The 24,772-nt window shown below is 66.2% G+C and carries 22 protein-coding genes; 10 read left to right on the plus strand and 12 right to left on the minus strand.

The window, feature by feature from the left end; translation table 11 throughout:
* Positions 1 to 153: 153 nt before the first annotated feature.
* The 7 genes from AB1Z25_RS17300 to dusA form a co-directional block, all read right to left on the minus strand.
* Entirely contained in the window at positions 154 to 990 is an 837-nt protein-coding gene (locus AB1Z25_RS17300; RefSeq protein ID WP_486635765.1) for a PhzF family phenazine biosynthesis protein, read from the minus strand.
* A complete protein-coding gene (locus AB1Z25_RS17305; RefSeq protein ID WP_486635766.1) occupies positions 987 to 1,445 on the minus strand; it encodes a DUF4124 domain-containing protein in 459 nt (152 codons plus the stop codon). Before AB1Z25_RS17305 ends, AB1Z25_RS17300 begins: the two co-directional genes overlap by 4 nt.
* Before the next feature lie 96 nt (positions 1,446 to 1,541).
* Positions 1,542 to 1,922, minus strand: coding sequence for a RidA family protein (locus AB1Z25_RS17310; protein ID WP_043642167.1), 381 nt, complete (start codon positions 1,920 to 1,922; stop codon positions 1,542 to 1,544).
* Positions 1,922 to 3,130: a radical SAM family heme chaperone HemW gene (hemW, locus tag AB1Z25_RS17315; protein ID WP_227104765.1), complete on the minus strand. Its 1,209-nt coding sequence runs from the start codon at positions 3,128 to 3,130 to the stop codon at positions 1,922 to 1,924. The genes AB1Z25_RS17310 and hemW overlap by 1 nt, the downstream gene beginning before the upstream one ends.
* Positions 3,131 to 3,188: 58 nt before the next feature.
* A complete protein-coding gene (gene rdgB, locus AB1Z25_RS17320; RefSeq protein WP_107800416.1) occupies positions 3,189 to 3,782 on the minus strand; it encodes an RdgB/HAM1 family non-canonical purine NTP pyrophosphatase in 594 nt (197 codons plus the stop codon).
* Between the two features lie 68 nt (positions 3,783 to 3,850).
* Entirely contained in the window at positions 3,851 to 4,921 is a 1,071-nt protein-coding gene (locus AB1Z25_RS17325) for an ABC transporter substrate-binding protein (protein ID WP_107800417.1), read from the minus strand.
* Between the two features lie 318 nt (positions 4,922 to 5,239).
* On the minus strand, positions 5,240 to 6,277 hold the full coding sequence (gene dusA / locus AB1Z25_RS17330; protein WP_486635767.1) for a tRNA dihydrouridine(20/20a) synthase DusA: 1,038 nt from the start codon (positions 6,275 to 6,277) through the stop codon (positions 5,240 to 5,242).
* A gap of 447 nt (positions 6,278 to 6,724) precedes the next feature.
* On the opposite strand from dusA, the gene AB1Z25_RS17335 reads away from it, so the two are divergent.
* From AB1Z25_RS17335 to AB1Z25_RS17380, 10 genes are all read left to right on the plus strand, one after another.
* Positions 6,725 to 8,752: a glycoside hydrolase family 3 protein gene (locus tag AB1Z25_RS17335; RefSeq protein ID WP_486635768.1), complete on the plus strand. Its 2,028-nt coding sequence runs from the start codon at positions 6,725 to 6,727 to the stop codon at positions 8,750 to 8,752.
* A 248-nt stretch (positions 8,753 to 9,000) separates the two neighbouring features.
* Positions 9,001 to 9,762 (plus strand): AraC family transcriptional regulator, encoded by a 762-nt coding sequence (locus tag AB1Z25_RS17340; RefSeq protein ID WP_199225921.1) that lies wholly within the window; start codon positions 9,001 to 9,003, stop codon positions 9,760 to 9,762.
* Between the two features lie 181 nt (positions 9,763 to 9,943).
* Positions 9,944 to 10,900: a DMT family transporter gene (locus AB1Z25_RS17345; RefSeq protein WP_486635769.1), complete on the plus strand. Its 957-nt coding sequence runs from the start codon at positions 9,944 to 9,946 to the stop codon at positions 10,898 to 10,900.
* A 44-nt stretch (positions 10,901 to 10,944) separates the two neighbouring features.
* The gene (locus AB1Z25_RS17350) at positions 10,945 to 11,766 is read left to right on the plus strand and encodes a beta-keto acid cleavage family enzyme (RefSeq protein ID WP_048415426.1); all 822 of its coding nucleotides are present in this window, start codon (positions 10,945 to 10,947) and stop codon (positions 11,764 to 11,766) included.
* Positions 11,767 to 11,778: 12 nt separating this feature from the next.
* Positions 11,779 to 12,447, plus strand: coding sequence for an alpha/beta hydrolase (locus tag AB1Z25_RS17355; protein WP_486635770.1), 669 nt, complete (start codon positions 11,779 to 11,781; stop codon positions 12,445 to 12,447).
* 12 nt (positions 12,448 to 12,459) lie between these two features.
* Complete coding sequence (gene pcaF, locus AB1Z25_RS17360; protein ID WP_253314363.1) at positions 12,460 to 13,662, plus strand: 3-oxoadipyl-CoA thiolase; 1,203 nt, start codon at positions 12,460 to 12,462, stop codon at positions 13,660 to 13,662.
* A gap of 52 nt (positions 13,663 to 13,714) precedes the next feature.
* Positions 13,715 to 14,926 (plus strand): 8-amino-7-oxononanoate synthase family protein, encoded by a 1,212-nt coding sequence (locus AB1Z25_RS17365; protein ID WP_107800423.1) that lies wholly within the window; start codon positions 13,715 to 13,717, stop codon positions 14,924 to 14,926.
* Positions 14,919 to 16,130 carry an MFS transporter gene (locus AB1Z25_RS17370; protein ID WP_486635771.1) on the plus strand — a complete coding sequence of 404 codons (1,212 nt, stop codon included), beginning with the start codon at positions 14,919 to 14,921 and terminating at the stop codon, positions 16,128 to 16,130. The genes AB1Z25_RS17365 and AB1Z25_RS17370 overlap by 8 nt, the downstream gene beginning before the upstream one ends.
* A gap of 17 nt (positions 16,131 to 16,147) precedes the next feature.
* Entirely contained in the window at positions 16,148 to 17,752 is a 1,605-nt protein-coding gene (locus AB1Z25_RS17375) for a carboxyl transferase domain-containing protein (RefSeq protein WP_486635772.1), read from the plus strand.
* A 5-nt stretch (positions 17,753 to 17,757) separates the two neighbouring features.
* Positions 17,758 to 19,722: an acetyl/propionyl/methylcrotonyl-CoA carboxylase subunit alpha gene (locus AB1Z25_RS17380; protein ID WP_486635773.1), complete on the plus strand. Its 1,965-nt coding sequence runs from the start codon at positions 17,758 to 17,760 to the stop codon at positions 19,720 to 19,722.
* A gap of 71 nt (positions 19,723 to 19,793) precedes the next feature.
* On the opposite strand, the gene cyoE is transcribed toward AB1Z25_RS17380, so the two are convergent.
* Genes cyoE through cyoA form a run of 5 tightly spaced genes read right to left on the minus strand, consistent with a single transcriptional unit; the run spans position 19,794 to position 24,654 of the window.
* The gene (cyoE, locus tag AB1Z25_RS17385; protein WP_048408832.1) at positions 19,794 to 20,699 is read right to left on the minus strand and encodes a heme o synthase; all 906 of its coding nucleotides are present in this window, start codon (positions 20,697 to 20,699) and stop codon (positions 19,794 to 19,796) included.
* 22 nt (positions 20,700 to 20,721) lie between these two features.
* On the minus strand, positions 20,722 to 21,042 hold the full coding sequence (gene cyoD, locus AB1Z25_RS17390; RefSeq protein ID WP_048408833.1) for a cytochrome o ubiquinol oxidase subunit IV: 321 nt from the start codon (positions 21,040 to 21,042) through the stop codon (positions 20,722 to 20,724).
* On the minus strand, positions 21,039 to 21,653 hold the full coding sequence (cyoC, locus tag AB1Z25_RS17395) for a cytochrome o ubiquinol oxidase subunit III (protein WP_166452675.1): 615 nt from the start codon (positions 21,651 to 21,653) through the stop codon (positions 21,039 to 21,041). The genes cyoD and cyoC overlap by 4 nt, the downstream gene beginning before the upstream one ends.
* Positions 21,654 to 21,668: 15 nt before the next feature.
* The gene (gene cyoB, locus AB1Z25_RS17400) at positions 21,669 to 23,711 is read right to left on the minus strand and encodes a cytochrome o ubiquinol oxidase subunit I (protein WP_486635774.1); all 2,043 of its coding nucleotides are present in this window, start codon (positions 23,709 to 23,711) and stop codon (positions 21,669 to 21,671) included.
* Between the two features lie 7 nt (positions 23,712 to 23,718).
* Positions 23,719 to 24,654 (minus strand): ubiquinol oxidase subunit II, encoded by a 936-nt coding sequence (cyoA, locus tag AB1Z25_RS17405; RefSeq protein ID WP_319792906.1) that lies wholly within the window; start codon positions 24,652 to 24,654, stop codon positions 23,719 to 23,721.
* Between the last annotated feature and the right edge of the window lie 118 nt (positions 24,655 to 24,772).

The raw sequence follows: 24,772 nt of genomic DNA on the forward strand, positions 1-24,772 counted from the left end.
GCCGCGAACGGGCGGCCGCAGCGGCCTTTTAATTATCTGAACGCCGCCCCGGAACCGCCGGCGCGCCGAAAAGAAACGTTGGTTTGGAGCAGCGGCTCTAGGATGCCAACAGCCAATGCCGACGTCAAGAATGGAAACGAGGGACGATGCAACTCACAGGGAGATCTCGCCGCGGCCTATCCGCAACACCCGCCCGCCCACCAGGATATCGCCCGCGGCGTCCACTTGCAGATGCAGCACATTGGGCCGCGCCAGCGCCGCGCCCTGCTCCACCCGCCACTGCAAGGGCCCCAGACCGTTGAGCGCGCACCAGCCGCCCAGATTGGCGCAGGCCGAACCGGTGCCGGGATCTTCCAGCACCGCGCCCTGCTGTTCGAAAAACAGCCGCACGGTGGCGACGCCGCCGTCCTCATGCCACAGATAGGCGACGCTGCGCCCCGGCCGCAAGGTGGCGTCGTGCACCAGCAAGGCGTGCACCGGCCGGGCGCGCAGCACCGCGCCGGCGCTGGCGGCGCGGATCAGCAATTGTTCGCTGCCGGTGTCCACCCATGTCGGCTCCAGCGCGATGTCCTCCTCGTCCAGCCCCAGCATCGCCGCGGCCTGGACGCGGCTGAGGCCGGCGTCGCGCGCGCTTGGCGGATTCGCCCGCAAGGTGTAAACGCCGTCGCTGTGGAGGATGGGGATCAGGCCGGCATTGGTGCGCAACTGAAAGCGGGAATCCAGTTCGCCGCGCCAGTGCAGCACCGCCGCCGCGCCCAGGGTGGGATGGCCGGCGAAGGGCAGCTCCTGGCTGGGCGTGAAGATGCGCAAGCGCGCCGCCGCTTCGCCGTCCGGAAACAGGAATACGGTTTCCGACAGATTCATCTGTCTGGCCAGGAGCTGCATCTCGCGCTCGTCCAGCCCGCTGGCGTCGGTGAACACCGCCAGCGGATTGCCGCCGAAGCGCTCCTCGGCGAACACATTGACCAATTCGAACGAATACCCGCTCATGCCCCCTCCTGGAATCGATGACACGCCGCCGCGGCCAGTTTCTCTTCCACGCCGGCCAAGCGCTCGGCCAGGGATTTCCTGGCCGGCGCCGCCGCCGCGGACTGCCGCAAGCGCCGTTGCTGAAGCTCCAGACCATGACAGCGGCGGCGCACTTTGTCCAGTTCCCGCGCCTGCGCGCGCTCGTCGCGGCGTTGCTGCGCCTGGCGCCTCCTAGCCTCGCGCGCCTCGTCGGCGGCCCAGCGCCGGCCTTGGTCCTGGTACTTGGCCGCCTCGCGGCGCTGGCTCTCGTCTTGCTCCACCACATTGAGCGGCGGCGGCTGGAAGGTTTCCGCCGCGCCGCCGTCGGCGCAAGCCCGATCGCTGTAGGCCAGCCGGCCGTCCGCGCTCCGACATTTGTAAACCTGGGCCCAGGCCAGGCCCGGCAGCAATAGCAATAGCGCGATCCGGACTCTCATGCGACCTCCACGGCTTAAGATGAGGAGTCCGGATAGTTAACATGAAAAAAGGCGGCCTGGGCCGCCTTGTGGTCTGACATTTGGAGCAGTTGGCGCTCAGAGCACCAGAACCGCTTCCGCTTCCACCAGCACGCCCTTGGGCAGGCTGGCCACGCCGACGGCGGCGCGCGCCGGGAAGGGCTGGCTGAAGTACTGGCCCATGATTTCGTTGAAGGTGGCGAAATTGGACAGGTCGGTCAGATAGGCGTTGAGCTTGACGATCTGGTCCAGGCTGCCGCCGGCGGCTTCGCACACGGCCTTCATGTTCTTGAACACTTGATGGGTTTCAGCGGCAAAACCGCCTTCCACCACGTTCATGGTGGCCGGGTCCAGCGGGATCTGGCCGGACAGGTAAACGGTGTTGCCGGCTTTCACGGCTTGCGAGTATGCGCCGATGGCGGCCGGAGCCTTGTCGGTGTGGATGATTTCCTTAGCCATTATTCATCTCCTTCTTTCAGGAACAGGGTTAATAAATCATTGAGGAAACGCTGGCCCTTGAGCGTGGGCCGCAACATCACGGCGTCGCGCGCGATCAGGCCTTGCGCCTCGGCTTGCGTCAAGGCGGATTGTATGACGGACAGCGGCAGGCCGGTGCGCTCCTGGAACAGGCGCAATTCGAAGCCTTCGGTCAGCCGCAGCAGATTCATCATGAATTCGAAGGGCAGTTCGCTCCGCCCCACCTTGCGGCTGTTTTGCAAGGGCTTGCCCTCGGCCACCGCCTGCAGGTAGGCGGCCGGCTGCTTGTAGCGCATCTGGCGCACGATGCCGGCATGGCTGCTGATCTTGCCATGGGCGCCGGCGCCGATGCCGATATAGTCGCCGAACTGCCAGTAGTTGAGATTGTGGCGCGCGCGGCGGCCCGGCCGCGCGAAGGCCGAGGTCTCGTAATGTTCGAAGCCGGCGGCGGCGAGCCGGGCTTCTATCGCCTCCTGCATGTCGGCGGAGACTTCGTCGTCCGGCAGATTGCGCGGCGTCTCCACGGCGAACAGGGTGTTGGGTTCTATCGTCAGATGGTAGGCGGACAGATGGGTGATGCCGTAGGACAGCGCGGTGTCCAGATCGGCCAGCGCTTCGTCCAGGGTCTGCCCCGGCAGCGCGTACATCAGGTCCAGATTGACGTTGTCGAAGTGGCTCAGCGCGATGTCGATGGCGCGACGCGCTTCCTCGCCGTCGTGAATGCGGCCCAGCGCCTGCAAATGCGCCGGCTTGAAGCTCTGGATGCCGATGGACAGCCGGTTGATGCCGGCCTCGCGGTAGCCGCGGAAACGCTCGGCCTCGAAGGTGCCGGGATTGGCCTCCATGGTGATTTCCGCGTCCGGCTGCAGCCGCATACGCGCGCGCACGCCGGCCAGCAGCGCGTCCATCGCCTGAGGCGAGAACAGGCTGGGGGTGCCGCCGCCCATGAAGATGCTGCTCAGCGGACGGCCCCAGACCTCGGGCAGGCTGAATTCCAGATCGCGCAGCAAGGCGTCGACATAGGCCATCTCGTCGAAGCCGCTCTTGGGCTCGTGCGAGTTGAAGTCGCAATACGGGCATTTGCGCACGCACCACGGGAAGTGGATGTAGAGCGACAGTGGCGGCAGCTCTTTCAAGCCGACTTGACCGCCCAGCCCAAGCGCGGACAGCGAAATCTTGCTCACCTGCACGTCGCGGCTCCTTGCGGCTCCAGCCGCGCCGGCCGGGCGCTGAACGAAGGGACCCGCTTCATGCCAGCGCGCGCAGCTTGGCCAGCAGCGCTTGCAGCGCCTGGCCGCGGTGGCTGACGCGGTTTTTCTCCGCCGCGTCCATCTCCGCCACGCTACAGCCGTGCTGCGGCAGCCAGAAATGCGGGTCGTAGCCGAAGCCGCCGGCGCCGGCCGCCTCGTCGCGCACTTCGCCGAACCACATGCCGTCCGCCACCAGCGGCTGCGGATCGTCGGCGTGGCGCACCAAGACCAGCACGCAGTAATACCAGGCGCGGCGATTGGCCTCGCCCTGCAGCGCCGCCACCAGCTTGGCGTTGTTGGCGGCGTCGGACTTGGGTTCGCCGGCGTAGCGAGCCGAGTACACGCCCGGCGCGCCGGACAGCGCCTCGACGCAGATGCCGGAGTCGTCGGCCAGCGCGGGCAAGCCGCTCACGCGGCTGGCGTGACGCGCTTTTTCCAGCGCGTTTTCCAGGAAGGTGTGGTGCGGTTCCGGGCATTCCGGCACTTGCAGTTCCACCTGCGGAATCACTTGTATGCCCAGCGGCGCCATCAGCGCGGCGAATTCCTTCAACTTGCCGGCGTTGTTGCTGGCCATCACTAATTTGTCGAACATGAGAACTCCATCGAATGCGACGCAGCCCCGACGATGCCGGGGCTGCGGAATATCTATTAAAGACAAGCTTAACGGCTGACCTTCACTTCCGTCCACATCCGCGCCAGCGAGCGCCGCTCCGCCGGCGTCAGTTCGCGCAACACCGTCCATTTTTTCACGGTGTCCGGCGTCGGATCGATCACCGGATGGCTTTTCAAATCCGCGCGGAAAAAGGGCGCGGCGGTCTTGACCGGATTGGTGGCGCCGTTGAGATTGGTCAATTGAGCGGCGTTCTTGCCGTCCAGCATGAAGTTGATGAACTGATGCGCCAGGTCCGGGCGTTTGGCGCTGGCCAGCACCGCCATGGTGTCCACGCCCAGCTCATTGCCTTCCTTCTGCGCCACATTGGCGATGCGGAAGCGGCGCTTGGCCTGGCGCGCGTCCTCGGCGGCCTGGAAGAACTCGGTGGAGTAGCCCAGCGACACCCAGATATTGCCCACCGCCAGCTCTTTCAGATAACTGGCGTTGGAGAAGGTGGCCCAGTAGGGCTTGGCCTGCTTGATCACCGCCTGCGCCGCGCGATAATCGGCCTGGCTGGCGGTGTTGGGGTTCTTGCCCAGGTAGAACAGCGCGGCGGCGAACACCTCGCGCGAGCTGTCCAGCACCGTCACCTTGCCCTTGATCTTTTGCAGCACCTTGGGATCGAAGATCACCGACCAGCTGTGCGGGTCGATGCCCAGTTTCTGCAGACGCTCCGCGTTGTAGCCGACCGAAGTCAGCGACAGCACCGTGGGCACGGTGTAGCGGTTGCCCGGATCGTAGCTTTGGGACAAATAGGCCGGGTCGACATTCTTCAGGTTCGGCAATTTGGCGTGATCCAGCGGCCGCAGCAGCTTCTGCTTGCTCATCGCCTCGATCACGAAGCTGGACGGAAACACCATATCGTAGCCCTTGGCCCCGGCCGCCAGCTTGGCCAGCATTTCCTCATTGTCGCCGTAGTAATTCTGCACCACGCGGCAATCACAGCTTTTCTCGAACTGGCGGAGGATGGCGTCCGACAAGGAGCCGCTCCAGTTATAGATGTGCAAGACGTCCTTGGGTCCGGCCCAGACGGCGGACGACAGGATGGAGGACAATAGGACAAGCTTCAGCGGTTTCAATTCAGATTCACCTCCAGACGGCCATGACCAGCATGGCGAACAGAAAAGGCGGCAAGCCGCCATGGCGGGCTCCCCCTTGGGAAGTCCCGCGACTTGGAACCTGTTCACGATCCGCAGCGCTTCGCGGGAGCTGACGCGGCGTCGAGACGCTCTTGCGCCACGCGCGGCTTCCGCCTTGTCTCGCGCTTGCTCCTTGGATCGTCAACACGTTCTTAATATGGCGGCGTCGGGCCCTGCCTCAGCAAGAACAGCGCTCTCGCCTTGCTACAGCAGACCCCGGCGCCGCGAATCCGTTCCTGGCCGCGGCGGCCAGGCGGTTTATTCTGTTGATTCCGCGCGGCGGGCGGCGCCCAGCGTCGCTTCCAAGGCCTGTTGCAGCAGACGCTCGTCGGCGCCGTCCAGCAGTTTGGCGTCGGACAGCATGCGCCGCCAGTTTCTCGCGCCGGGAATGCCCTGGAACAGGCCCAGGATGTGGCGGGCGATATTGCGCGTCTTGTGGCCCTCGGCCAGGCGCGCCGCCACATAGGGCATCATCGCGGCCACCACCTGTTCACGCTCCGGCGCGGCGCCGGCACCGTAGTAGCGCTGGTCCCAATCGGCCATCAGCCAGGGATTGTGGTAGGCCTCGCGCCCCACCATCACGCCGTCTACATGACGCAGATGCTCGTCGATCTCGGCCGGATTCTTGACGCCGCCGTTGATCAGGATTTCCAGATCCGGGCGTTCCCGCTTCAGCCGGTAGACGTAATCGTACTTCAGGGGCGGGATTTCGCGGTTTTCCTTGGGGCTCAGGCCCTTGAGGATGGCGTTGCGCGCATGGACGATGAAGGTGCGGCAGCCGGCGTCCGCCACTTGCTCGACGAAGTCGCGCAGATAATCGTAATGCTCGATGCGATCGATGCCGATACGGTGCTTGACCGTCACGTCGATGGACACCGCGTCGCGCATCGCCTTGACGCAGTCGGCCACCAATTGCGGCTCGGCCATCAGACAGGCACCGAAAGCGCCCTTTTGCACGCGCTCCGACGGGCAGCCCACGTTCAGATTGACTTCGTCGTAGCCCCATTCCGCCGCCAGCCTGGCGCAACGCGCCAGCTCCGCCGGCTCGCTGCCGCCCAGTTGCAGCGCCAGCGGGTGCTCCGCCTCGTCGAAGCGCAGATGGCGTTCGACGTCGCCGTGCAGCAGCGCGCCGGTGGTGACCATCTCGGTGTAGAGCCAGGCATGCCGGGTGATCTGACGCGCGAAATAGCGGTAGTGACGGTCGGTCCAATCCAGCATCGGCGCCACCGACAGCCGGCGCGACGGCAGGCCGCCGCTCTCCTGAACCCTAGAATGCTTCACTCCGCTGTCCTGCATCGTATCCCTATCCACCCGAAAGCCAATCGCCGCTCAGCGTTGGCGGCCAGCCGGCCCGCCATCGCGCTAAGCGTTTGAAAAAAGGCATGAATTATCCTCCCGTAGCCGATCCAGGGTCAAGCATTGAGACAAAAACGCCGAGCAATCAAGTAGATGCGTCACACAGCCCCAGGCAATTCCTCGCCGCAGGCAACTTTTTCAAAAATTGAATTTCATAAGCTTTAGTCTTGGCGAGCGCTTCTTCGCGCCGAGCGCGCCCTGGCAGGGGCGTCCGACGCGCAATTCATTACTAACAAAAACCATTCACAAATGAATATATTCACAAAAAGAGATCCCAGCCTCCACGGCTGTCCGCAGGTCCGGCCTCGCCGCCGGACCTGCGTCGCCAGCGGCAAGACGGGCCTGCCCGTCATTCCGGATGCCTCCACTTCAGCACAAGGTTGAACCATGTCCAAACCACTTTCCCTGCGCCTGCCGGCGCTGATGCTGTTGCCAGCGCTGCTGAGCGGCTGCCTTGAGCAGCCCAGCGTCGAGCAGCAAGCCGCGCGCATCGTCGAACAGATGAGCGTTCGCGAGAAGATCGGCCAGAAAATCATGATGGCCTTCCGTTACTGGTGCCCGGACGATCAGCCCGCCTGCACCGCCGGCATGACCGAACTGCCGGACGCCGCCAGCCGCGCGCTGCGCGACAACGCCATCGGCGGCGTGATTCTGTTCGCCAACAATCTGAGCGATTTGCAGCAAACCCGCCGTCTGTCCGAGCAGATCCGCCGGGCGCGGCCGCAGAACAGCCCGGTTGGCCTGCTGATCGGCTCGGACCAGGAAGGCGGCAATGTCTTCCGCCTGCCGCGCCCGCTGGCCACCAGCTTTCCCGGCAATATGGCGCTGGGCGCCGCCTATCAGGCGACGCGGGACAGCAACCTCGCCCGCGACTCCGGCCGGGTGCTGGCCGCCGAGATCCGCGCGGTCGGCTTCAACGTCAACTTCGCGCCGGACGTGGACGTCAACAGCAATCCGCTCAATCCGGTCATCAATGTCCGCGCCTACGGCGACGATCCGGCCACCATCAGCCTGCTGGGGCAGGCCACGACGCAGGGCATGCGCGAGCAAGGCGTGATCGGCTCCTTCAAGCACTTCCCCGGCCACGGCGACACCGCCACCGACTCCCATTACGGCCTGCCGGTGGTGAACAAGTCGCGCGCCGACGCCTACGCCATCGACCTGGCGCCCTACCGCCAGGCCATCGCCTCCGGCCAGCCGCCGGAGATGATCATGACCGCCCACATCCAGTACCCGGCGCTGGACAGCAGCCAAATCACCGCCCGCAACGGCGAACGCATGATCGCGCCGGCGACGATGTCGCGCAAAATCCAACACGATCTGCTGCGCGGCGAGATGCGCTACCAGGGCGTCACCGTCACCGACGCGCTGGACATGAAGGGCATCAGCGATTTCTTCGAGCAGGCCGACGCGGTGATCAAGGTGTTCCAAGCCGATGTGGACATCGCGCTGATGCCCACGGAGTTCCGCACCGCCGCGCAGGCCGGCCGGCTGCGTCAATTGATAGACCAGGTGGCCGCCGCGGTGGCGGACGGCAGGATAGACCGCGCCGAACTAGACCGCTCGGCGCGGCGCATCGTGGCGATGAAGCTGCGCAACGAGGTCACCCCGGCCGGCGAGGCCAAGCCGCTGCCGGCGCTGAGCACCATAGGCGGCGCGGAGCATCGCGCGGTGGAAGCTAAAATCACCCGGCAATCCATCACCCTGCTGCGCAATCAGGGCGCGGCGCTGCCGCTGCGCTCGCCCAGCCAGCGCATTTTCATCCTGACGCCCTGGGGCGAACAGGCCGAGGCGATGCGCCGCCGCTTCGATGAAAAGGGCTATCGCCAGGTCAGCGGCGCCAAATTGAGCGCCACGCCGTGGGAAGCGCAGAAACAGGCGATCGATCAGGCCGACGTGGTCGTCATCGGCACCCTGGCCACCGGCGTCAGCCCGGTGGAACGCAACGGCGACCCCAACGCGCCGGCCATCGCGCCGCGGATGAAGCGCAGCCTGCAGGCCGAGCCGTCGCCGGCCGCCGGCAACGGTTCCCTGGTCTTCAATGTGGCGGAAGACCTGCCCGCGCTCCGGACCCGCTTCGCCCGCAGCCTGTCCGCGCCGCCGCTCAGCGAGGCCCAGCAAATGCGCAATGCGATGGAATACGCCAAGCGGCAAGGCAAGAAGCTGATCCACGTGACCCTGCGCGCGCCTTACGACGTGATCAATTACGACGATCTGGCCGACGCCACGCTGGCCACCTACGCCTACTACGGCTATGAGAACGGCCTGCGCGGGCCGTCCATGCCGGCGCTGGTGGACGTGATGCTGGGCGCGAACCCGCCCGGCGGCAAGCTGCCGGTGGCCATCCACGCGCTGGACGAAAACGGCCAGCCGGGCGCGTTGCGCTACGCGCGCGGTTTTGGGCTGAGCTTCTGACGAAGCATCGCTCTTCTTAAACCCTCCTCCTGCGCACCGCGGCCCTCCGGCCGCGGTGTTTTCTTTTGTCCCTGCGGCGGGCGGCTCGGCCGCTCCAAGGCATTCGCATTGAAATAGACACAATTTATACTGTATGAATATTTTGTGCGCTGCAGTATCATGAGCCTGAACCGACGGCTGAAGACGCCCGCACAACAGGGCCGCAAGCCGCGCGGAACCGGGCTACCCTCAAATAAGAAAGCAAGCGCATGGCCATAGAATCCAACGCCGTCCTACCGGACTTCGCCGCGTGGAGCATGTCCAAGGACTTTCCCAGCGGTCATCAAGTCGGCCGCCACCAACACCGCGAAGGCCAGCTGATTTTCGCCGTTTCCGGCGTGATGGAACTCTCCACCGCCGACGGTCTGTGGCTGGTGCCGCCGCAGCGCGGCGTCTGGATGCCGCCCGCGGTGGAGCACAGCATGCGCGCCCGCGGCACGGTGTCGCTGCGCACCCTGTACATCCAGTCCCCGCACTATCTGGCGCAATTGCCGCGCCACTCCAAAGCCATCGCCATTTCGCCGCTGATGCGGGAACTCATCATCCGCCTGATGCGCACGCGCGGCATTCCCCACGCCGATCAAAAAGAAGGCCGCTTGCTGGACGTGCTGATCGACGAAATCGAATGGTCGGGGGAAACGGCCTTGCCGCTGCCGCCGCTGAGCGATCAGCGTTTGCAGCGGGTGTGCTCGGCGATTCTGGCCAATCCCGGCGACCGGCGCGGGCTTAACGAATGGGCGGAACTGGTGGGCGCGTCCAGCCGCACGCTGGCGCGGCTGTTCCAGCAGGAGCTGGGCGTGTCTTATCTGTACTGGCGTCAGCAAGTGTGCGCGATCTCGGCGCTGCCGCGGCTGGGCGCCGGCGAGCCGGTGACCCTGATCGCCTCCGATCTGGGTTATGAAACGCCCGGCGCGTTTTCCTCCATGTTCCGCCGCATCATGAACGCGGCCCCCAGCCAGTACTTCTCCTGATCCCATCCGCGGTTCAAAGCCCCGCCGACAAGAGCGAGGCTTTGAACCGTCTCTTTTCCGCCCCGCGGACCCGCGCGCCGACACGGCTTTGCCGCAGCGCAGCATGATTGTCCGTTTTGAAGCAGCAATTGTCCGCTTACAAGAAGCCTGAACCAAACCGTTTCAATATGATAAATGGCTATTGAAACCGCCGTCTGGCCAGGTGACCATGTCCCATCCCAACTACGACGCCAAACGCTATTGGCTGCTGATTCTGGCCGCCACCTTTCTGTTCGGCTCCACCTTTCCCACCTCCAAGATCGTGTTGTCGGAAATGCCGCCCTTGTGGGCCGCGGTGGCGCGTTTCACCGCCGCCGCCGCCGGCATCGTGCCCATTCTGCTGTGGCAGCGCTTCCGCTATCCGCGCGCCTTCGTCCGCCCTCGCCCCTGGGGCGTGCTGGCCTTGATCGGCCTGTTGCAGACCGCCGGATCGATGGGCTTTCTCAATATCGGGCTGCGCAGCACCACCCCGGCCAAGGCCGCCATCCTGATGGCCTGCACCCCGCTGATCGTGGCCTTGATGTCGCGGCTGGCGCTGAAGGAAAAAATCCACTCTCTGGCCGCCGTCGGCCTGGTCCTGGCCTTCTTCGGCGTCGCCGTCTGCATCGGCCTGAACAAGCTGGACGGCTTCGGCGCCGGCGACGCGCTGGTGCTGTGCGGCGCGGCCTGCTGGGCGGCATCCACGCTGGTGATCAAGGGCAGCCGCATCGTGATCAACGTCTGGGCGCTGACCTTCTGGCAGATGCTGGTGGGTTCGGCCTGCCTGGCGCTGCTGGCCTGGGCCGGCGGCGAAGTCCCGACACTGCCTCACAGCGAGCGGGTGCTGGCCGCCTTCCTGTGGCTGGCGCTGCCGGCCACCACCGGCGCGATGGCGCTGTGGTTCATGGCGCTGGATCTGGGCGGCGCGGTGCGCACCAGCGGTTTCCTGTTTCTGTCCCCGCTGTTCGCCACCCTGATTTCCTTCGCCGCCTTCGGCTATTCGCTGTCGCTGCATGAGCTGATCGGCGGCGTGCTGATCGGCGTCGGCATTTATTTGGTGTCCAAGCGCCCGGACGCCGCCGCGCAGCCGCAAACCGCGCCCGTCGGCGACAAGATCTGAACACCGCAGCTTTTTCCTCTTTCATTCACATGAGCGTTCCCACCATGCAAAAACTCATCATCACCGCCGCCGTCAACGGCGGCATCACCAGCCGGCAGAAACATCCCGGCGTGCCGTTTTCGCCGGAAGAAATCGCCCAGGCCGCCTATGAATGCTGGAACGCCGGCGCTTCGGTGGTCCACATCCACGCCCGCAACCCGGACGGCACGCCCAGCTACGACGCGGACATCTACGGCGATATCGTCCGCCGCATTCGCGAGCGCTGCGACATCCTGATCAATCTGAGCACCTCCGGCCTCAATCTGCCGCCGCAGCTGGAGAAGAAGGAAGCCTGGAACCATCTGTCCTTCCGTCCGGACATCGCCTCCTTCAACTGCGGCTCGGTCAACCACGGCAGCAAGCCCTTCATCAATCCGCCTGAACTTGCCCGCGCGCTGGCGCTGGACATCCGCGAATACCGCGCCAAGCCGGAGATCGAGGTCTATCACCAGGGCATCATCGGCGAGGCGCTGAAACTGCAGGAAGACGGCTATCTGAGCGGCCCGCTGTGCTTCAGCTTCGCCATGGGCATACAGGGCGGCGCGGCCGCCACCTGCAAAAACCTGCTGCATTTCGTCGAAAGCATTCCGCAGGACAGCGTGTGGTCGGCGCTGGGCATAGGCAAACACCAGCTGGCGATCAATCTGCACACCCTGCTGCTGGGCGGCCATGTTCGCACCGGCCTGGAAGACAACGTCTATTACCGCTACGGCGAACTGGCCCGAGACAACGCCCAATTGGTGGAACGCCTGGCGCGCCTGGCCGGCGAAGTCGGCCGCGAGATCGCCTCCCCCGCCGAAGCCAAGCAAATTCTGGGCATCCACTAAAGGACACATTACATGAGCACGATCGATCCCAATCCGCATAAAGAACACGGCCTGGAAATCTACGGCGCGCCGCTGAACCAGGCCAAGCTCGCCGTGGTGCTGCTGCACGGCCGCCGCCAGAGCGCCCAGGACGCCTACAAGAACGGCGAGGCCATCGACCTGGCCGACGTCGCCTACATTCTGCCCATCGCCAAGGACCGCACCTGGTATCCGCACAGCTTCATGGCGCCGCTGGACAGCAATCAGCCCTCGCTGGACCAGGCGCTGGACTGCGTCGAGGCCACCATCGAGGAACTGCGCGGCTACGGCTTCGCCGACAGCCGGATCGTGCTGATGGGCTTCTCCCAGGGCGCTTGCCTGGCCGCCGAGTTCATCTATCGCCGCCCACGCCCGATAGGCGGGCTGATCGCCTTCTCCGGCGGCCTGTTCGGCCCCGACGAGGCGGCCTGGGGCGCGCCGTCCGCGGCGCTGGACTTCCCGGCCTTCTTCGGCACCAGCGACAGCGACAGCTGGATGCCGCTGGAGCGCATCGAACGCAGCGCCGAGGCCTTCCGCCGCGCCGGCGCCGAGGTGGATTTCCGCGTTTACCCGGACATGCCCCACCACGTTTGCGCCGACGAGATCGACGCCGCGCGCGATTTGCTGTCCGCGCTGTTGCAACCGCAAACCAGCTTGAGCTGAGAGGAGACCGCGATGACCGACGCTTTCATCTGCGACGCCGTGCGCACCCCTATCGGCCGCTTCGGCGGCGCCTTGTCCGGCGTGCGCGCCGACGATCTGGCCGCGGCGCCGCTGCGCGCGTTGCTGGAGCGCAATCCGGGCCTGGACCCGGCGGCGATAGACGAAGTGATCCTGGGCTGCGCCAACCAGGCCGGCGAGGACAACCGCAACGTGGCCCGCATGAGCCTGCTGCTGGCCGGCTATCCGGAGAGCGTCCCGGGCCTGACCGTGAACCGCCTGTGCGCGTCCGGCCTGGACGCGGTGGCGCTGGCGGCGCGCGCCGTCAAGTCCGGCGAGGCCGAGCTGCTGATCGCCGGCGGCGTGGAGTCCATGTCGCGCGCGCCCTTCGTAATGCCGAAATCGGACAAAGCCTTCGGCCGCGACATGCAGATCTACGACACCACCATAGGCTGGCGCTTCGTCAATCCGGCGATGGAGAAACAATACGGCGTGGACACCATGCCGGCCACGGCGGAGAACGTGGCGCGCGAATTCGGCGTCAGCCGCCAGGATCAGGACGCCTTCGCGCTGCGCAGCCAGCAGCGTTACTTCGCCGCGCTGGAAACCGGCTTCTTCGCCGAGGAGATCGTCCCGGTGACGATCCCGCGCCGCAAGCAGGACCCGCTGATCGTCAGCCGCGACGAGCATCCGCGCCAGACCTCTCTGGAGGAGCTGGCCAAGCTCAAGGCGCTGTTCGGCCCGGAATCCAGCATCACCGCCGGCAACGCCTCCGGCGTCAACGACGGCGCGGCGGCGATGATCATCGCCTCGGCCGCGGCGGCGCAACGCCACGGCCTGCGTCCGCGCGCGCGGGTGCTGGCCTCGGCCAGCTCCGGCATCGCGCCGCGCATCATGGGCGCGGGCCCGATCGAGGCCAGCCGCAAGGCGCTGCGCCAGGCCGGCCTCGGCATCGAGGACATCGACGTCATCGAACTGAACGAAGCCTTCGCCGCCCAGGCGCTGGCGGTCACCCGCGCGCTGGGCCTGCCCGACGATTGCGAACGGGTGAACCCCAAGGGCGGCGCCATCGCGCTGGGCCACCCGCTGGGCATGAGCGGCAGCCGGCTGGCGCTGACCGCCGCCGCGCAGCTGCAGGCCGGCGGCAAGCGCTACGCGCTGTGCACCATGTGCGTGGGCGTGGGACAGGGCCTGGCGCTGATTCTGGAACGGGTATAGGCCGGACGAGGCGGCCTTGACGGCCGCCGTCAAACCATACGAGGGGGGAAACATGCATCAACACGCCAATATCAAAAAAGCCATCCAGTTGAGCAACAGCTTCTGGGACATCACCACCCAGGCCGGCCTGGCCAATATCGTCACCCGCAACCTGGGCGACGGCCGCCATGAGGCGGTGGCCAACGGCAAGCGCTTCGTCAATATGTCGTCCTATTCCTATCTGGGCCTGGACTCGCACCCGGACATTCTGCAGGCGGCGGCGGACGCGGTATTGAACACCGGCTCGTTGAACACCTCGATTTCGCGCATCCGGGTGCAGTTCGACATCCTGCAACAGGCAGAGGACGCGCTGGCGGAGCTGGTGGACGCGGAAACGCTGACCGTGCCGTCCTGCGCCGCCGCCGCCGCGGCCGCCCTGCCCCTGCTGGCCTCCGGCGCGCTGACCGAAGACGTGCCGCCCTTGATGGTGTTCGACAAGAACGCCCACTTCTGCCTGAACATGATGAAGCCGATCTGCGCCGACGAGGCCGAGATCCAGACCATACGCCACAACGATCTGAACGCGCTGGAAGACCTGTGCAAGACCCATGCGCGCGTGGCCTATGTCGCCGACGGGGTCTACAGCACCGGCGGCATGGCTCCGGTGCCGGAGCTGCTGGCGTTGCAGGACAAATACGGTTTGTTCCTGTTCTTCGACGAAGCCCACGGCCTGTCCACGCTGGGCCGCCACGGCCGCGGCCTGGTGCTGGAAACCATGGGCGGCATCAATGAGCGCACCTTGATCGTCACCTCGCTGAACAAGGGCTTCGGCGCGTCCGGCGGCGCCATCTTCCTGGGCCCGCGCCACGACGCCCAGCGCCGCAAGCTGGCCACCCGCTTCGGCGGGCCGGTGACCTGGTCGCAACGCATCAACACCGCCGGCCTGGGCGCCATCATCCAGTCGGCGGCCATTCACCGCTCCGAGGAGCTGCCGCGTCTGCAACAACGGCTGCAGGACAATATCCGCCTGTTCGACCAGCATGTGGCCTCGGACAATAGCGGCGAACCGCTGCCCATCCGCTTCGTCTCCATCGGCTCGGAGGAAAACACCATCTTCTACGCCAAGAGCTTGCTGGAAGACGGTTTCTACACCTCGCCCATCTTCTTCCCGGTGATCGCCAAGGGCCGCGCCGGCCTGCGCATCATGATCCGCGCCAATATGACGACGCAGGAGATCGAGCGCTTCGCCGCCTGCCTCAATCAGTTGCGAGCCGCCCATGAATGAGAAAACCCTGACCGCGCCGCCCGCGGCGCTGGCGCAGCCGGCCGGCCGGCTGATGGCGCTGGCCTGCCTGATCGTGTTCATGGCGCAGATGGCCACCACCGTGTATCTGCCCTCGCTGCCGGCGGTGATGCGGGAGCTGGCGATGAGCCAGAGCCTGGTGGAGATGTCGATTTCCGGCTATGTGGTGGGCGCGGCCTTGCCGGTGCTGTTCTGGGGCTCGGCGGCCGACCGCTGGGGCCGGCGCGGACCGCTGCTGATTTCGCTGGCGCTGTTCGTGGTCTGCAGCCTGCTGCTCGCCTTCGTGTCCAACGCCGCGGAGCTGCTGACGCTACGGGTGGCGCAGGGCATCGCCGGCGGCGGCGCGGCCATCATCGCCCGCATCATCGTGCGCGATCACTGGCGCGGCGACAATCTGGCGCGCAAATTGTCCGTGCTCTCCATCGCCTTCATCACCGCGCTGGGCGGCGGCCAGTTCATCGGCGGCCTGATCGGCAAATACAGTCATTGGGAAGCCGGCTTCGCCTTGATGGCGGTCACCGGCGCCGTAGCGGCGCTGCTGACCATGGGCCTGCCGCTGCAAGCCGGCCGCCCGGCCGCCGCGGCCTCCGGCCCCAGCCCGTACTGGAGCATTCTGCGCCGGCCCGGCTTTCTGTGGCCGGCCTGCGCCGGCGGCCTGGGCTTCGCCACCACGGTGACCTTGCAAGAGGTCAGCCCCTTCGTGTTTCAGGAGCACTTCGGCCTGGCGGTGGCCGGCTTCGGCAACGTCGGACTGTTGATCGGCCTGTCCTATTTCAGCGGCGCCATGGTGGTGAACCGCCTGGTGGCCCGCGTGGGCGGGCTGCGCCTGATGCGCGCCGGCGCGGCGCTGCTGGCCGCGGCCACGCTGGCCATGCTGCTGGGCTGGCACTTGGGCCTGCTGGAGCGTCTGCCCGGCCTGTGGCTGTTCATCGGCCTCTACTGCCTGACCATTTTCGGCCAGGCGGTGCTGTTCCCCAACAGCATGGCCACCGCCGTCAGCGACGCCAAGGAGCACGGCGCGCACGCGATGGCGCTGTGCGGCTTCCTGCAGCAGGGGCTGGCCGGCATCGCCGCCACCGTCTCGGTGCTGCTGCATCACGACGGCGCCTGGACGCTGGCAGTGGCCGCCCTGGGCCTGTTGACCCTGTCGCAAGTGCTGTTCAAGGTGCGCGCGCGCGCCGCCTGAATCGAGGAAGCTCTTCCATGTCCCGTATCGAATCCCGCGTTCCCGCCTCCGGCGAGACGTTTGAACGCAACGCCGAAGCCTACCGCCAGCTGCGCGAGCGCATCGCCGCCGCCCGCGACGCCGCCTTGCAAGGCGGCGGCCCGGAGGCGCGCGCCAAGCAAGCGGCCAAGGGCAAGCTGTCCCCGCGCGAACGCCTATCCCTGCTGCTGGACCCCGGCACGCCCTTTCTGGAGATCGGCCAGTTGGCCGCCCACGACGTGTACGAGCACGCGGTGCCCTGCGCCGGCATCGTCACCGGCATCGGCATCGTCGCCGGCCACGCGGTGGCGGTGTTCGCCAACGACGCCTCGGTCAAGGGCGGCACTTATTACCCGCTGACGCTGCGCAAGCATCTGCGCACCCAGCAGATCGCCCGTGAACAAGGCCTGCCCTGCCTCTATCTGGTGGATTCCGGCGGAGTCTACCTGCCCTTGCAGGAAGACATCTTCCCGGACGAGCAGCACTTCGGCCGCATCTTCCGCAATATCGCCGAGATGTCGGCGCTGGGCCTGCCGCAGATCTCGGCGGTGCTCGGCTCTTGCACCGCCGGCGGCGCCTACATCCCGGCGATGAGCGACGAAACCATCATCGTGCGCGGCAACGGCTCCATCTTCCTGGGCGGCCCGCAACTGGTGCGCGCCGCCACCGGCGTGATCGTGGACGCGGAAACCCTGGGCGGCGCCGATGTGCACACCCGCGACAGCGGGGTGGCGGATCACTACGCGCTCAGCGACGAACACGCGCTGCGGCTGATGCGGGACATCGTCGCGCGCCGCGGCCGCGGCCGGCAGTGCGCGCCGCCGCAAGCGCCGCGGCCGCCGCGTTACGATCCGGCGGAACTGGCCGGCATCGTCAGCGCCAACCCGCGCGAGCATATTCCGGCGCGGGAAATCCTGGCCCGGCTGCTGGACGACTCCGCCTTCGCCGAATACCGCGCCCGTTTCGGCGCCACCATTCTGTGCGGCACCGGCCACATCGGCGGCTATCCGGTGGGCGTGCTGATCAACGACGGCGTGCTGTTCTCGGAAAGCGCGCAAAAAGCGGCCAACTTCATCGAACTCTGCGCCCAACGCGGCATTCCGCTGCTGTTCCTGCACAATATCAACGGCTTCATGGTGGGCGCGGAATACGAGGCCGGCGGCATCGCCAAACACGGGGCCAAGATGGTCAACGCCGCCTCCTGCGCCCGCGTGCCCAAGTTCAGCATCCTGATCGGCGGCAGCTACGGCGCCGGCAATCTGGCCATGTGCGGCCGCGCCATCGGCCCGCAGTTGATGGCGATGTGGCCCAACGCCAAGACCACGGTGGTGGGCGGCGAACAGGCGGCAACGGTGCTGGCGCTGATCCGCGCCGAGCAATTGGAAAAACAGGGCAAGGCCTGGACGCCGGAAGAAGAGGAAAGCTTCAAGCGGCCGATCCGCGACGCCTACGAGCGCCAGGGCCAGGCGCTGTACGTGGCGGCCCGCATGTGGGTGGACGCCATCGTCGACCCGGCCCAGACCCGAGAATGGCTGGCGCTCAGCCTGGCGCTGGCCGCCGCCGCCCCGGTCCAAGACACCCGCTTCGGCGTATTCAGGATGTAAACACCATGTTCAAACGAATTTTGATCGCCAACCGCGGCGAGATCGCGCGCCGCATCGCCCGCAGCTGCCGGCGGCTCGGCATCGAGCATGTCGCCGTCTACTCCACGGCCGACGCCGGCGCCGCGCACCTGGAAGGGGCCGCGGAGCGGCGCTGGATAGGCGAGGCCCCGGCCAGCGCCAGCTATCTGAACGGCGAGGCCATCATCGCCGCGGCGCTGGACAGCGGCTGCGAGGCCATCCATCCCGGTTACGGCTTCCTGTCGGAAAACGCCGACTTCGCCCGCGCGGTGACCGCCGCCGGCCTGGTCTTCATCGGCCCCGACGCCGACACCATCGCCCAGATGGGCGACAAGGCGCGCGCGCGCCAATTGATGGCAGCGGCGGGCGTGCCGGTGACGCCGGGCTCGGCGGAAGCCACCGAGTCCTACGGACTGATTCTGGAGAGCTGCGCCGAGATCGGCTATCCGGTCATTCTCAAGCCGGTGGCCGGCGGCGGCGGCAAGGGCATGCAAGTGGTGTGGGAAGAAGCCGCGCTGCGCGAGGCGGTGGACGCCGCGGTGCGCGTCGGCCGCTCCAGCTTCGGCGACGGCCGGCTGCTGGTGGAGCGCTATATCGCGCGGCCGCGCCATCTGGAAGTGCAGGTGTTCGGCGACCGACACGGCAATGTGGCGCATCTGTTCGAACGCGAGTGCTCCTTGCAGCGCCGCCACCAGAAAATCATCGAGGAGGCCCCGGCCTGCGCGATGCCGGCCGCCACCCGCGCCGCGCTGCTGGACACCGCGGTGCGCGGCGCGGCGGCCATCGGCTACCAAAACGCCGGCACTTTTGAATTCATCCTGGCGCCGGACGGCCAGTTCTATTTCCTGGAGGTGAACACCCGCTTGCAGGTGGAGCACCCGGTCACCGAGGCCGTCACCGGACTGGACCTGGTGGAGTGGCAGCTGCGCGTCGCCGCCGGCGAAGCCCTGCCGCTGCGCCAGGAGGAGATCCGCGCCGACGGCCACGCCATCGAATGCCGGATCTACGCCGAAGACCCGCTGCGCGAGTTCGCGCCCATGCCGGGCATGGCGCTGCTGGCGCGCTGGCCGCAAGGCTGCCGCGTGGACGCGGCTTTCGACGGCGACGGCGGCGAGGTGCCGGCTTTCTACGACCCGATGCTGGCCAAGCTGATCGCCCACGGCGGCAGCCGCGCCGCGGCCTTGGACGCGCTGCAAGCCGCCGCGCGCGACACCGCGCTGCCGGGCCTGAGCACCAATCTGGGCTTCATCGAGCGGCTGCTGCGCGAGCCGCGGGTGCGGGCCGGCCAGCTGGACACCCATCTGGTCGACCAGCTCGCCGCCGCGCCGGAAGCCGCGCCGCTGGCCGAGGCCGCCGCCTGCGCCGCCGCCGTCGAACTGACCCTGGCCTGCGTCGAATCGTCCTCGCCCTGGCAGGGCGGCATCGGCCCGCACGACCGCGCCGCGCTGGACCCGGACGCGCCCTTGGGCCGGCTGAGCTATCGCGCCGGCGCCTCGCGCTGGCAGGCGCGCTTGCTGGAACGCTCAGGCGCCCAGGTCCGCGCGGCGGTGGCGGAGCGGAGCCTGCGCGTGGAACTGCGCCGCGACGGCGAGCTGTGGCGCGGCGAGGTGGACGGGCGGCAATGGAGCGCCCTCCCCTGCGGCGACGACATGGAGTTGACGGTGGCCGGCCATCGGCTGCGCTTGCAAGCGGAGCAGCCGGAAGCCGCCGAGGCGGACGCCGACGCCGGCCAGCGGGTGGCCTCGCCGATGCCGGGCACGGTGGTGGCGCTGCCGGTGGCGGTCAATGAGCGGGTGGAGGCCAATCAGGTGCTGGCCGTGGTCGAGGCGATGAAGATGGAAAACCGCATCTACGCGCCGCGCGCCGGCGTCGTCAGCGCGCTGCATTGCCGGGTGGGCGACATCGTCGCCGCCGACCAGCTGCTGGCCAGCGTCGCGGCCGACGAGGCTTGATCGGCCTCTAGCCGCTCAGCCATGAAAAAAGCGCGGGCCGCGGCCCGCGCTTTGTCTTGGCTTGCTGGCGTTCAGGACTGCGCTGACGCGCTCAGCCCGGCCAGTTGCTGCCGCTCCGGCTGCCGGAAATCCACCGCCATCATCACCGACAGCGCGGTGATGGTGACGATGGAGAAGAAGAACAGCTGACGCGCCCAGACGCGGTCGTCGATGCTGCGCTTGTAGCCGGACAAGGCCATCTTCAGCCACCACAGGCTGGTGGCCCCGGCCACCGCCAGATAGCCGTAGCCGGCGTAGCCGCCGAAAGCCAGCATCGCGGTGGCGGCGCCGAAGGCCAGGATGTAGAGCACGATCTGGCGCTTGGCGCTGGAAATGCCCTTGACCACCGGCAGCACCGGAATCCCCGCCGCCTGGTAATCCTGCAGACGGAAGATAGCGATGGCGTAGGAATGCGGCATCTGCCACAGACAGAACATCAGCAGCAGGATGGCCGCGCCGGCGTCGAAACGGCCGGTCACCGCGCAGTAGCCGGCCACCGGCGGCACCGCGCCGGACAAGCTGCCCACCAGGGTGCCGTACACCGAATGGCGCTTCATATAGAGGCTGTACACCCCCACATAGATGACGAAGCCGAACAGCACGCAGCCGAAGGCCAGCGGATTGGTCCAGCGCCACAGCGCGTAGAAGCCGGCCAGGCCGAGCAGCAGGCCATGAGCCAGCGCCGCCCGCGCGCTCATCGCGCCGGTGACCAGCACCCGCTTGCGGGTGCGGGCCATCTTGGCGTCGATGTCCCGGTCTATGCAGTTGTTGATCGCGCAGCCGGACGCCACCACCAGCGAGAGGCCGGCCAGGGTGGCCAGCAGCAAGCTCCAGTCAACCCGGCCCTGGGCCGCCAGCAGAAAACCGCCGACGGCCGAGATCAGGTTGCCGAAGATGATGCCCGGCTTGGTCACCTGCAGATAGCGCTTGAATGTCAAGACGGTCTCTCTCAAACCCGCCTCAGCGCATCATCAGCGCGTCGGCGGTGTAGATGATCCAGATCGACAGCCCGACCAGCAGCACGATCACCATGCCGGTGAACAGGAAGGAGAAGGTGTTGAGCTTGCCCTCCTTGCTGAAGTCCAGGTGCAGGAAATACTTCAGATGCACCACGATCTGCACCACCGCCAGCGCGAAGATGCCGATCGCCGTCGCCTGCGGCGTGAAGGCGCCGCCCATCACCATCCAGAACGGAATGGCGGTGAGCGCCACCGACAGCAGGAAGCCGATCAGATAGCTTTTCACGCTGCCGTGCGCGGCGTGTTCATGTGCCTGGCTCATCCCATGGCTCCTTTCAGGTAGACGACGGTGAACACGCAGATCCACACGATGTCGAGGAAGTGCCAGAACAGCGACAGGCAGTTCAGACGCGTCATCGCGCGGCCGGTCAGGCCGGTCTTGGCCACTTCCACCATCATCACCGCCATCCAGATCAGGCCGGCGGTCACGTGCAGGCCGTGCAGGCCCACCAGGCCGAAGAAGGCCGACAGGAAGGCGCTGACCTGCGGGCCGTGGCCCTCGGAGATCAGGTGGTGGAACTCGTTGATTTCCAGGCCGATGAAGGCGGCGCCGAACAGGAAGGTCATGCCCAGCCAGCCCAGCACCGCGGATTTATTGCCCTTCTGACCGGCGATCATCGCAAAGCCGTAGGTGATGGAAGACAGCAGCAGCGCCGCGGTCTCCACCAGCACGTATTGCAGATCGAAGATCTCCTTGCCGGACACGCCTTCCGCCACATTGCGGAACAGCACGGCGTAAGCCGCGAACGCGCTGGCGAACAGGATGCAGTCGGTCATCAGGTAGAACCAGAAGCCCAACACGGTTTGCGAACCGCTGTCGTGGTGCTCGTGGTCGTCGTGCGCTTCGTGCGCGTCTTTTACATAAGTCGTCATGTCGGATTCAACCTGTTACGCGGTGGTGGTCGGACGCGCCGCCTTGTGCGGCTGGGCCGGGTCGCGCTCGGTGTAGTTGTCCACATCGATGCCCAGTTTTTCGAAACGCTCGCGCTCGATGGCCTCCACTTCCTCCGGCTGCACGTAGTAGTCCAGATCGTTGTCGTAGGCGCGCGCCAGCATGCAGCCGACGATGCCCACCAGACCGACGATGGCCAGCCACCAGATATGCCAGATCAGGGCGAAGCCCAACACCGTGGTGAAGCCGCCGATATAGACGCCCATCGCGGTGTTCTTCGGCATGTGGATGGGCTCGTAGGACTTGGGCACCGCGTAAGCCACGCCCTTTTCCTTCATGTCGGTGAAGGCGTCGATGTCATGCACCACCGGCAGCTTGGCGAAGTTGTAGAACGGCGCCGGCGACGAGGTGGACCATTCCAGGGTATGGCCGTTCCACGGGTCGCCGCTGACGTCGGCCAGCTTCTTGCGGTCGCGGATGCTGACCACGATCTGCAGCAACTGGCAGGCGATGCCGCAAGCGATCAAGAGCGCGCCGAACAGCGCCAGATACAGCCACGGCTCCCATTCCGGGTTGGTGGTGTAGTTCAGGCGACGGGTCATGCCGAGGAAGCCCAGCACGTACAGCGGCATGAAGGCGAACATGAAGCCGATCTGCCAGAACCAGAACGAGGCCTTGCCCAGTTTCGGGTTCAGCTTGAAGCCGAACACTTTCGGGAACCAGAAGGTCACGCCGGCCAGATAGCCGAACACCGCGCCGCCGATGATGGTGTTGTGGAAGTGGGCGATCAGGAACAGGCTGTTGTGCAGCACGAAGTCCGCGCCCGGCACCGCCATCAGCACGCCGGTCATGCCGCCGATGGAGAAGGTGACCATGAAGCCCAGCGTCCACAGAATGGGGGGGTCAAAGCGCAGGCGGCCGCGGTAAATGGTGAACAGCCAGTTGAACAGCTTCACCCCGGTCGGGATCGAAATGATCATGGTGGCGATGCCGAAGAAGGCGTTGACGCTGGCGCCGGAACCCATGGTGAAGAAGTGATGCAGCCACACCATGAAGCCCAGGATGGAGATCGCGCCGCTGGCGTAGATCATGGACTTGTGGCCGAACAGGCGCTTGCCGGTGAAGGTGGACACCACCTCGGAGAAAATGCCGAAGGCGGGCAGCACCAGGATGTACACCTCCGGATGGCCCCAGGCCCAAAACAGGTTCAGATACATCATCGCGTTGCCGCCGGCTTCCGCGGTGAAGAAATGGAAGTCCAGATAGCGGTCCAGGCTCAGCATGGCCAGCGCGCCGGTCAGGATGGGGAAGGAGCTGGCGATCAGCACATTGGCCCAGGTGCAGGTCCAGGTGAAGATGGGCATGTCCATCAGCTTCATGCCGGGCGCGCGCATCTTGATCACGGTGACCAGGAAGTTGATCGCCGTCAGCGTCGTCCCTATCCCTGATATCTGCAAGGCCCAGGTGTAGTAATCCACCCCCACGTCCGGACTGAAGGCGATGCCGGCCAAGGGCGGATAGGCCACCCAGCCGGTGCGGGCGAAGTTGCCCACGCCCAACGACAGGTTGACCAGGATCACCGCCGCCACCAGCAGCCAGAAGCTCAGCGAGTTCAGGAAGGGGAAGGCCACGTCGCGCGCGCCGATCTGCAGCGGCACCACGATGTTCATCAGGCCCGTCATGAACGGCATCGCCATGAAGATGATCATGATCACGCCGTGGGCGGTGAAGATCTGATCGTAGTGATCCGGCGGCAGCACGCCGTGGCTGCCGCCGGTGGCGATGGCCAATTGCGCGCGCATCATCAGCGCGTCGGCGAAGCCGCGCAGCAGCATGATCATGGCGACGATGATGTACATCACGCCGATCTTCTTGTGGTCGACCGAAGTCAGCCACTCATGCCACAGATAGCCCCATTTGCCCATTTTGGAGATCAGGGCCACCAGCATCAGCCCGATCAGGCCGACGCCGCCCAGCGCGCCCATCACAATGGGCTCGTGGAAGGGGATGGCGTCCAGCGTAAGTTTGCCTAACAGCATGTCTTGATTACTCCTTCACCGTCAGCGGTTCGCACAGGCTCTTGGCCAGAGCGGCCAGCTTCACGTCGGCCTCGGTGGCGGCCAGCGAGGTGCGGCCGGTCATGTATTTGTGCAGCACGCCCTGGAACAGATAGGGGGTGACGGCGCCGTAATAGGCCACCGGGTTCTTTTCGCTGGGCAGCACCAGGCCGCGGTAGCCGTTCACGTCCAGCGTCTTGCCGGAGGCCTTGACCTTGGCGACCCAGGCTTCGAACTCCGCCGGCGTCTTGGTGGCGACGGCGTTGAACTTCATGCCGGAGAAACCGGCGCCGCTGTAGTTGGCGGAGAAGCCCTTGTACACGCCCGGCTCATGCGCCAGCAGATGCAACTGGGTCTGCATGCCGGCCATCGCGTAAATCTGGCCGCCCAATTGCGGGATGAAGAAGGAGTTCATCGCCGCGTCGGAAGTGATCTTGAAGTTCACCGGCACATTGCTGGGGAAGGCCAGCTCGTTGATCGTGGCGATCTGCTGCTCCGGATAGATGAACAACCATTTCCAATTCAACGCCACCACCTGCACCTCGATCGGCTTCTGGTCGGAATCCAGCGGGCGGTACGGGTCCAGCTTGTGGGTGGTTTCCCAGGTCAGCACGGCGAGGAAGGCGATGATGATGCAGGGAATCAGCCAGACCACCAGCTCGATCTTGGTCGAATGCGACCATTTCGGCTCATAGACGGCGTCCTTATTGCTGGCGCGGTACTTCCAGGCGAAGAAGAAGGTCATCAGGATCACCGGGATGACCACCAGCAGCATCAGCGCGGTTGCCGTGATGATCAGGGACTTCTGCTCCGCCGCCACGGGGCCCTTGGGGTCAAGGATTCCGCCTTGACACCCGGCGAGCAGCAGCGCCGAAGCTACAGCAAGTCCCCGCCACAGGCGTGAGGGTCTTTGGTTTCTCATCATTTACGACTTTACGGGTTGAACATTCTTGTTATCTCGCCCGGGCGCGTAAGGCTGCGCGCCATCGGCCCCGGCGGCGGTAATCCAGGCCCGGCTCATGACCGGACGGCAACGGCAAGCC

This window comes from Chromobacterium sp. HL1, from assembly GCF_057418835.1.

Coding starts and splice junctions, on each gene's coding strand:
- AB1Z25_RS17300 (WP_486635765.1), bottom strand. CDS start 990: ATGAGCGGGTATTCGTTCGAATTGGTCAATGTGTTCGCCGAGGAGCGC.
- AB1Z25_RS17305 (WP_486635766.1), bottom strand. CDS start 1,445: ATGAGAGTCCGGATCGCGCTATTGCTATTGCTGCCGGGCCTGGCCTGG.
- AB1Z25_RS17310 (WP_043642167.1), bottom strand. CDS start 1,922: ATGGCTAAGGAAATCATCCACACCGACAAGGCTCCGGCCGCCATCGGC.
- rdgB (WP_107800416.1), bottom strand. CDS start 3,782: ATGTTCGACAAATTAGTGATGGCCAGCAACAACGCCGGCAAGTTGAAG.
- dusA (WP_486635767.1), bottom strand. CDS start 6,277: ATGCAGGACAGCGGAGTGAAGCATTCTAGGGTTCAGGAGAGCGGCGGC.
- AB1Z25_RS17335 (WP_486635768.1), top strand. CDS start 6,725: ATGTCCAAACCACTTTCCCTGCGCCTGCCGGCGCTGATGCTGTTGCCA.
- AB1Z25_RS17340 (WP_199225921.1), top strand. CDS start 9,001: ATGGCCATAGAATCCAACGCCGTCCTACCGGACTTCGCCGCGTGGAGC.
- AB1Z25_RS17350 (WP_048415426.1), top strand. CDS start 10,945: ATGCAAAAACTCATCATCACCGCCGCCGTCAACGGCGGCATCACCAGC.
- AB1Z25_RS17355 (WP_486635770.1), top strand. CDS start 11,779: ATGAGCACGATCGATCCCAATCCGCATAAAGAACACGGCCTGGAAATC.
- pcaF (WP_253314363.1), top strand. CDS start 12,460: ATGACCGACGCTTTCATCTGCGACGCCGTGCGCACCCCTATCGGCCGC.
- AB1Z25_RS17365 (WP_107800423.1), top strand. CDS start 13,715: ATGCATCAACACGCCAATATCAAAAAAGCCATCCAGTTGAGCAACAGC.
- AB1Z25_RS17370 (WP_486635771.1), top strand. CDS start 14,919: ATGAATGAGAAAACCCTGACCGCGCCGCCCGCGGCGCTGGCGCAGCCG.
- AB1Z25_RS17375 (WP_486635772.1), top strand. CDS start 16,148: ATGTCCCGTATCGAATCCCGCGTTCCCGCCTCCGGCGAGACGTTTGAA.
- AB1Z25_RS17380 (WP_486635773.1), top strand. CDS start 17,758: ATGTTCAAACGAATTTTGATCGCCAACCGCGGCGAGATCGCGCGCCGC.
- cyoD (WP_048408833.1), bottom strand. CDS start 21,042: ATGAGCCAGGCACATGAACACGCCGCGCACGGCAGCGTGAAAAGCTAT.
- cyoC (WP_166452675.1), bottom strand. CDS start 21,653: ATGACGACTTATGTAAAAGACGCGCACGAAGCGCACGACGACCACGAG.
- cyoB (WP_486635774.1), bottom strand. CDS start 23,711: ATGCTGTTAGGCAAACTTACGCTGGACGCCATCCCCTTCCACGAGCCC.
- cyoA (WP_319792906.1), bottom strand. CDS start 24,654: ATGATGAGAAACCAAAGACCCTCACGCCTGTGGCGGGGACTTGCTGTA.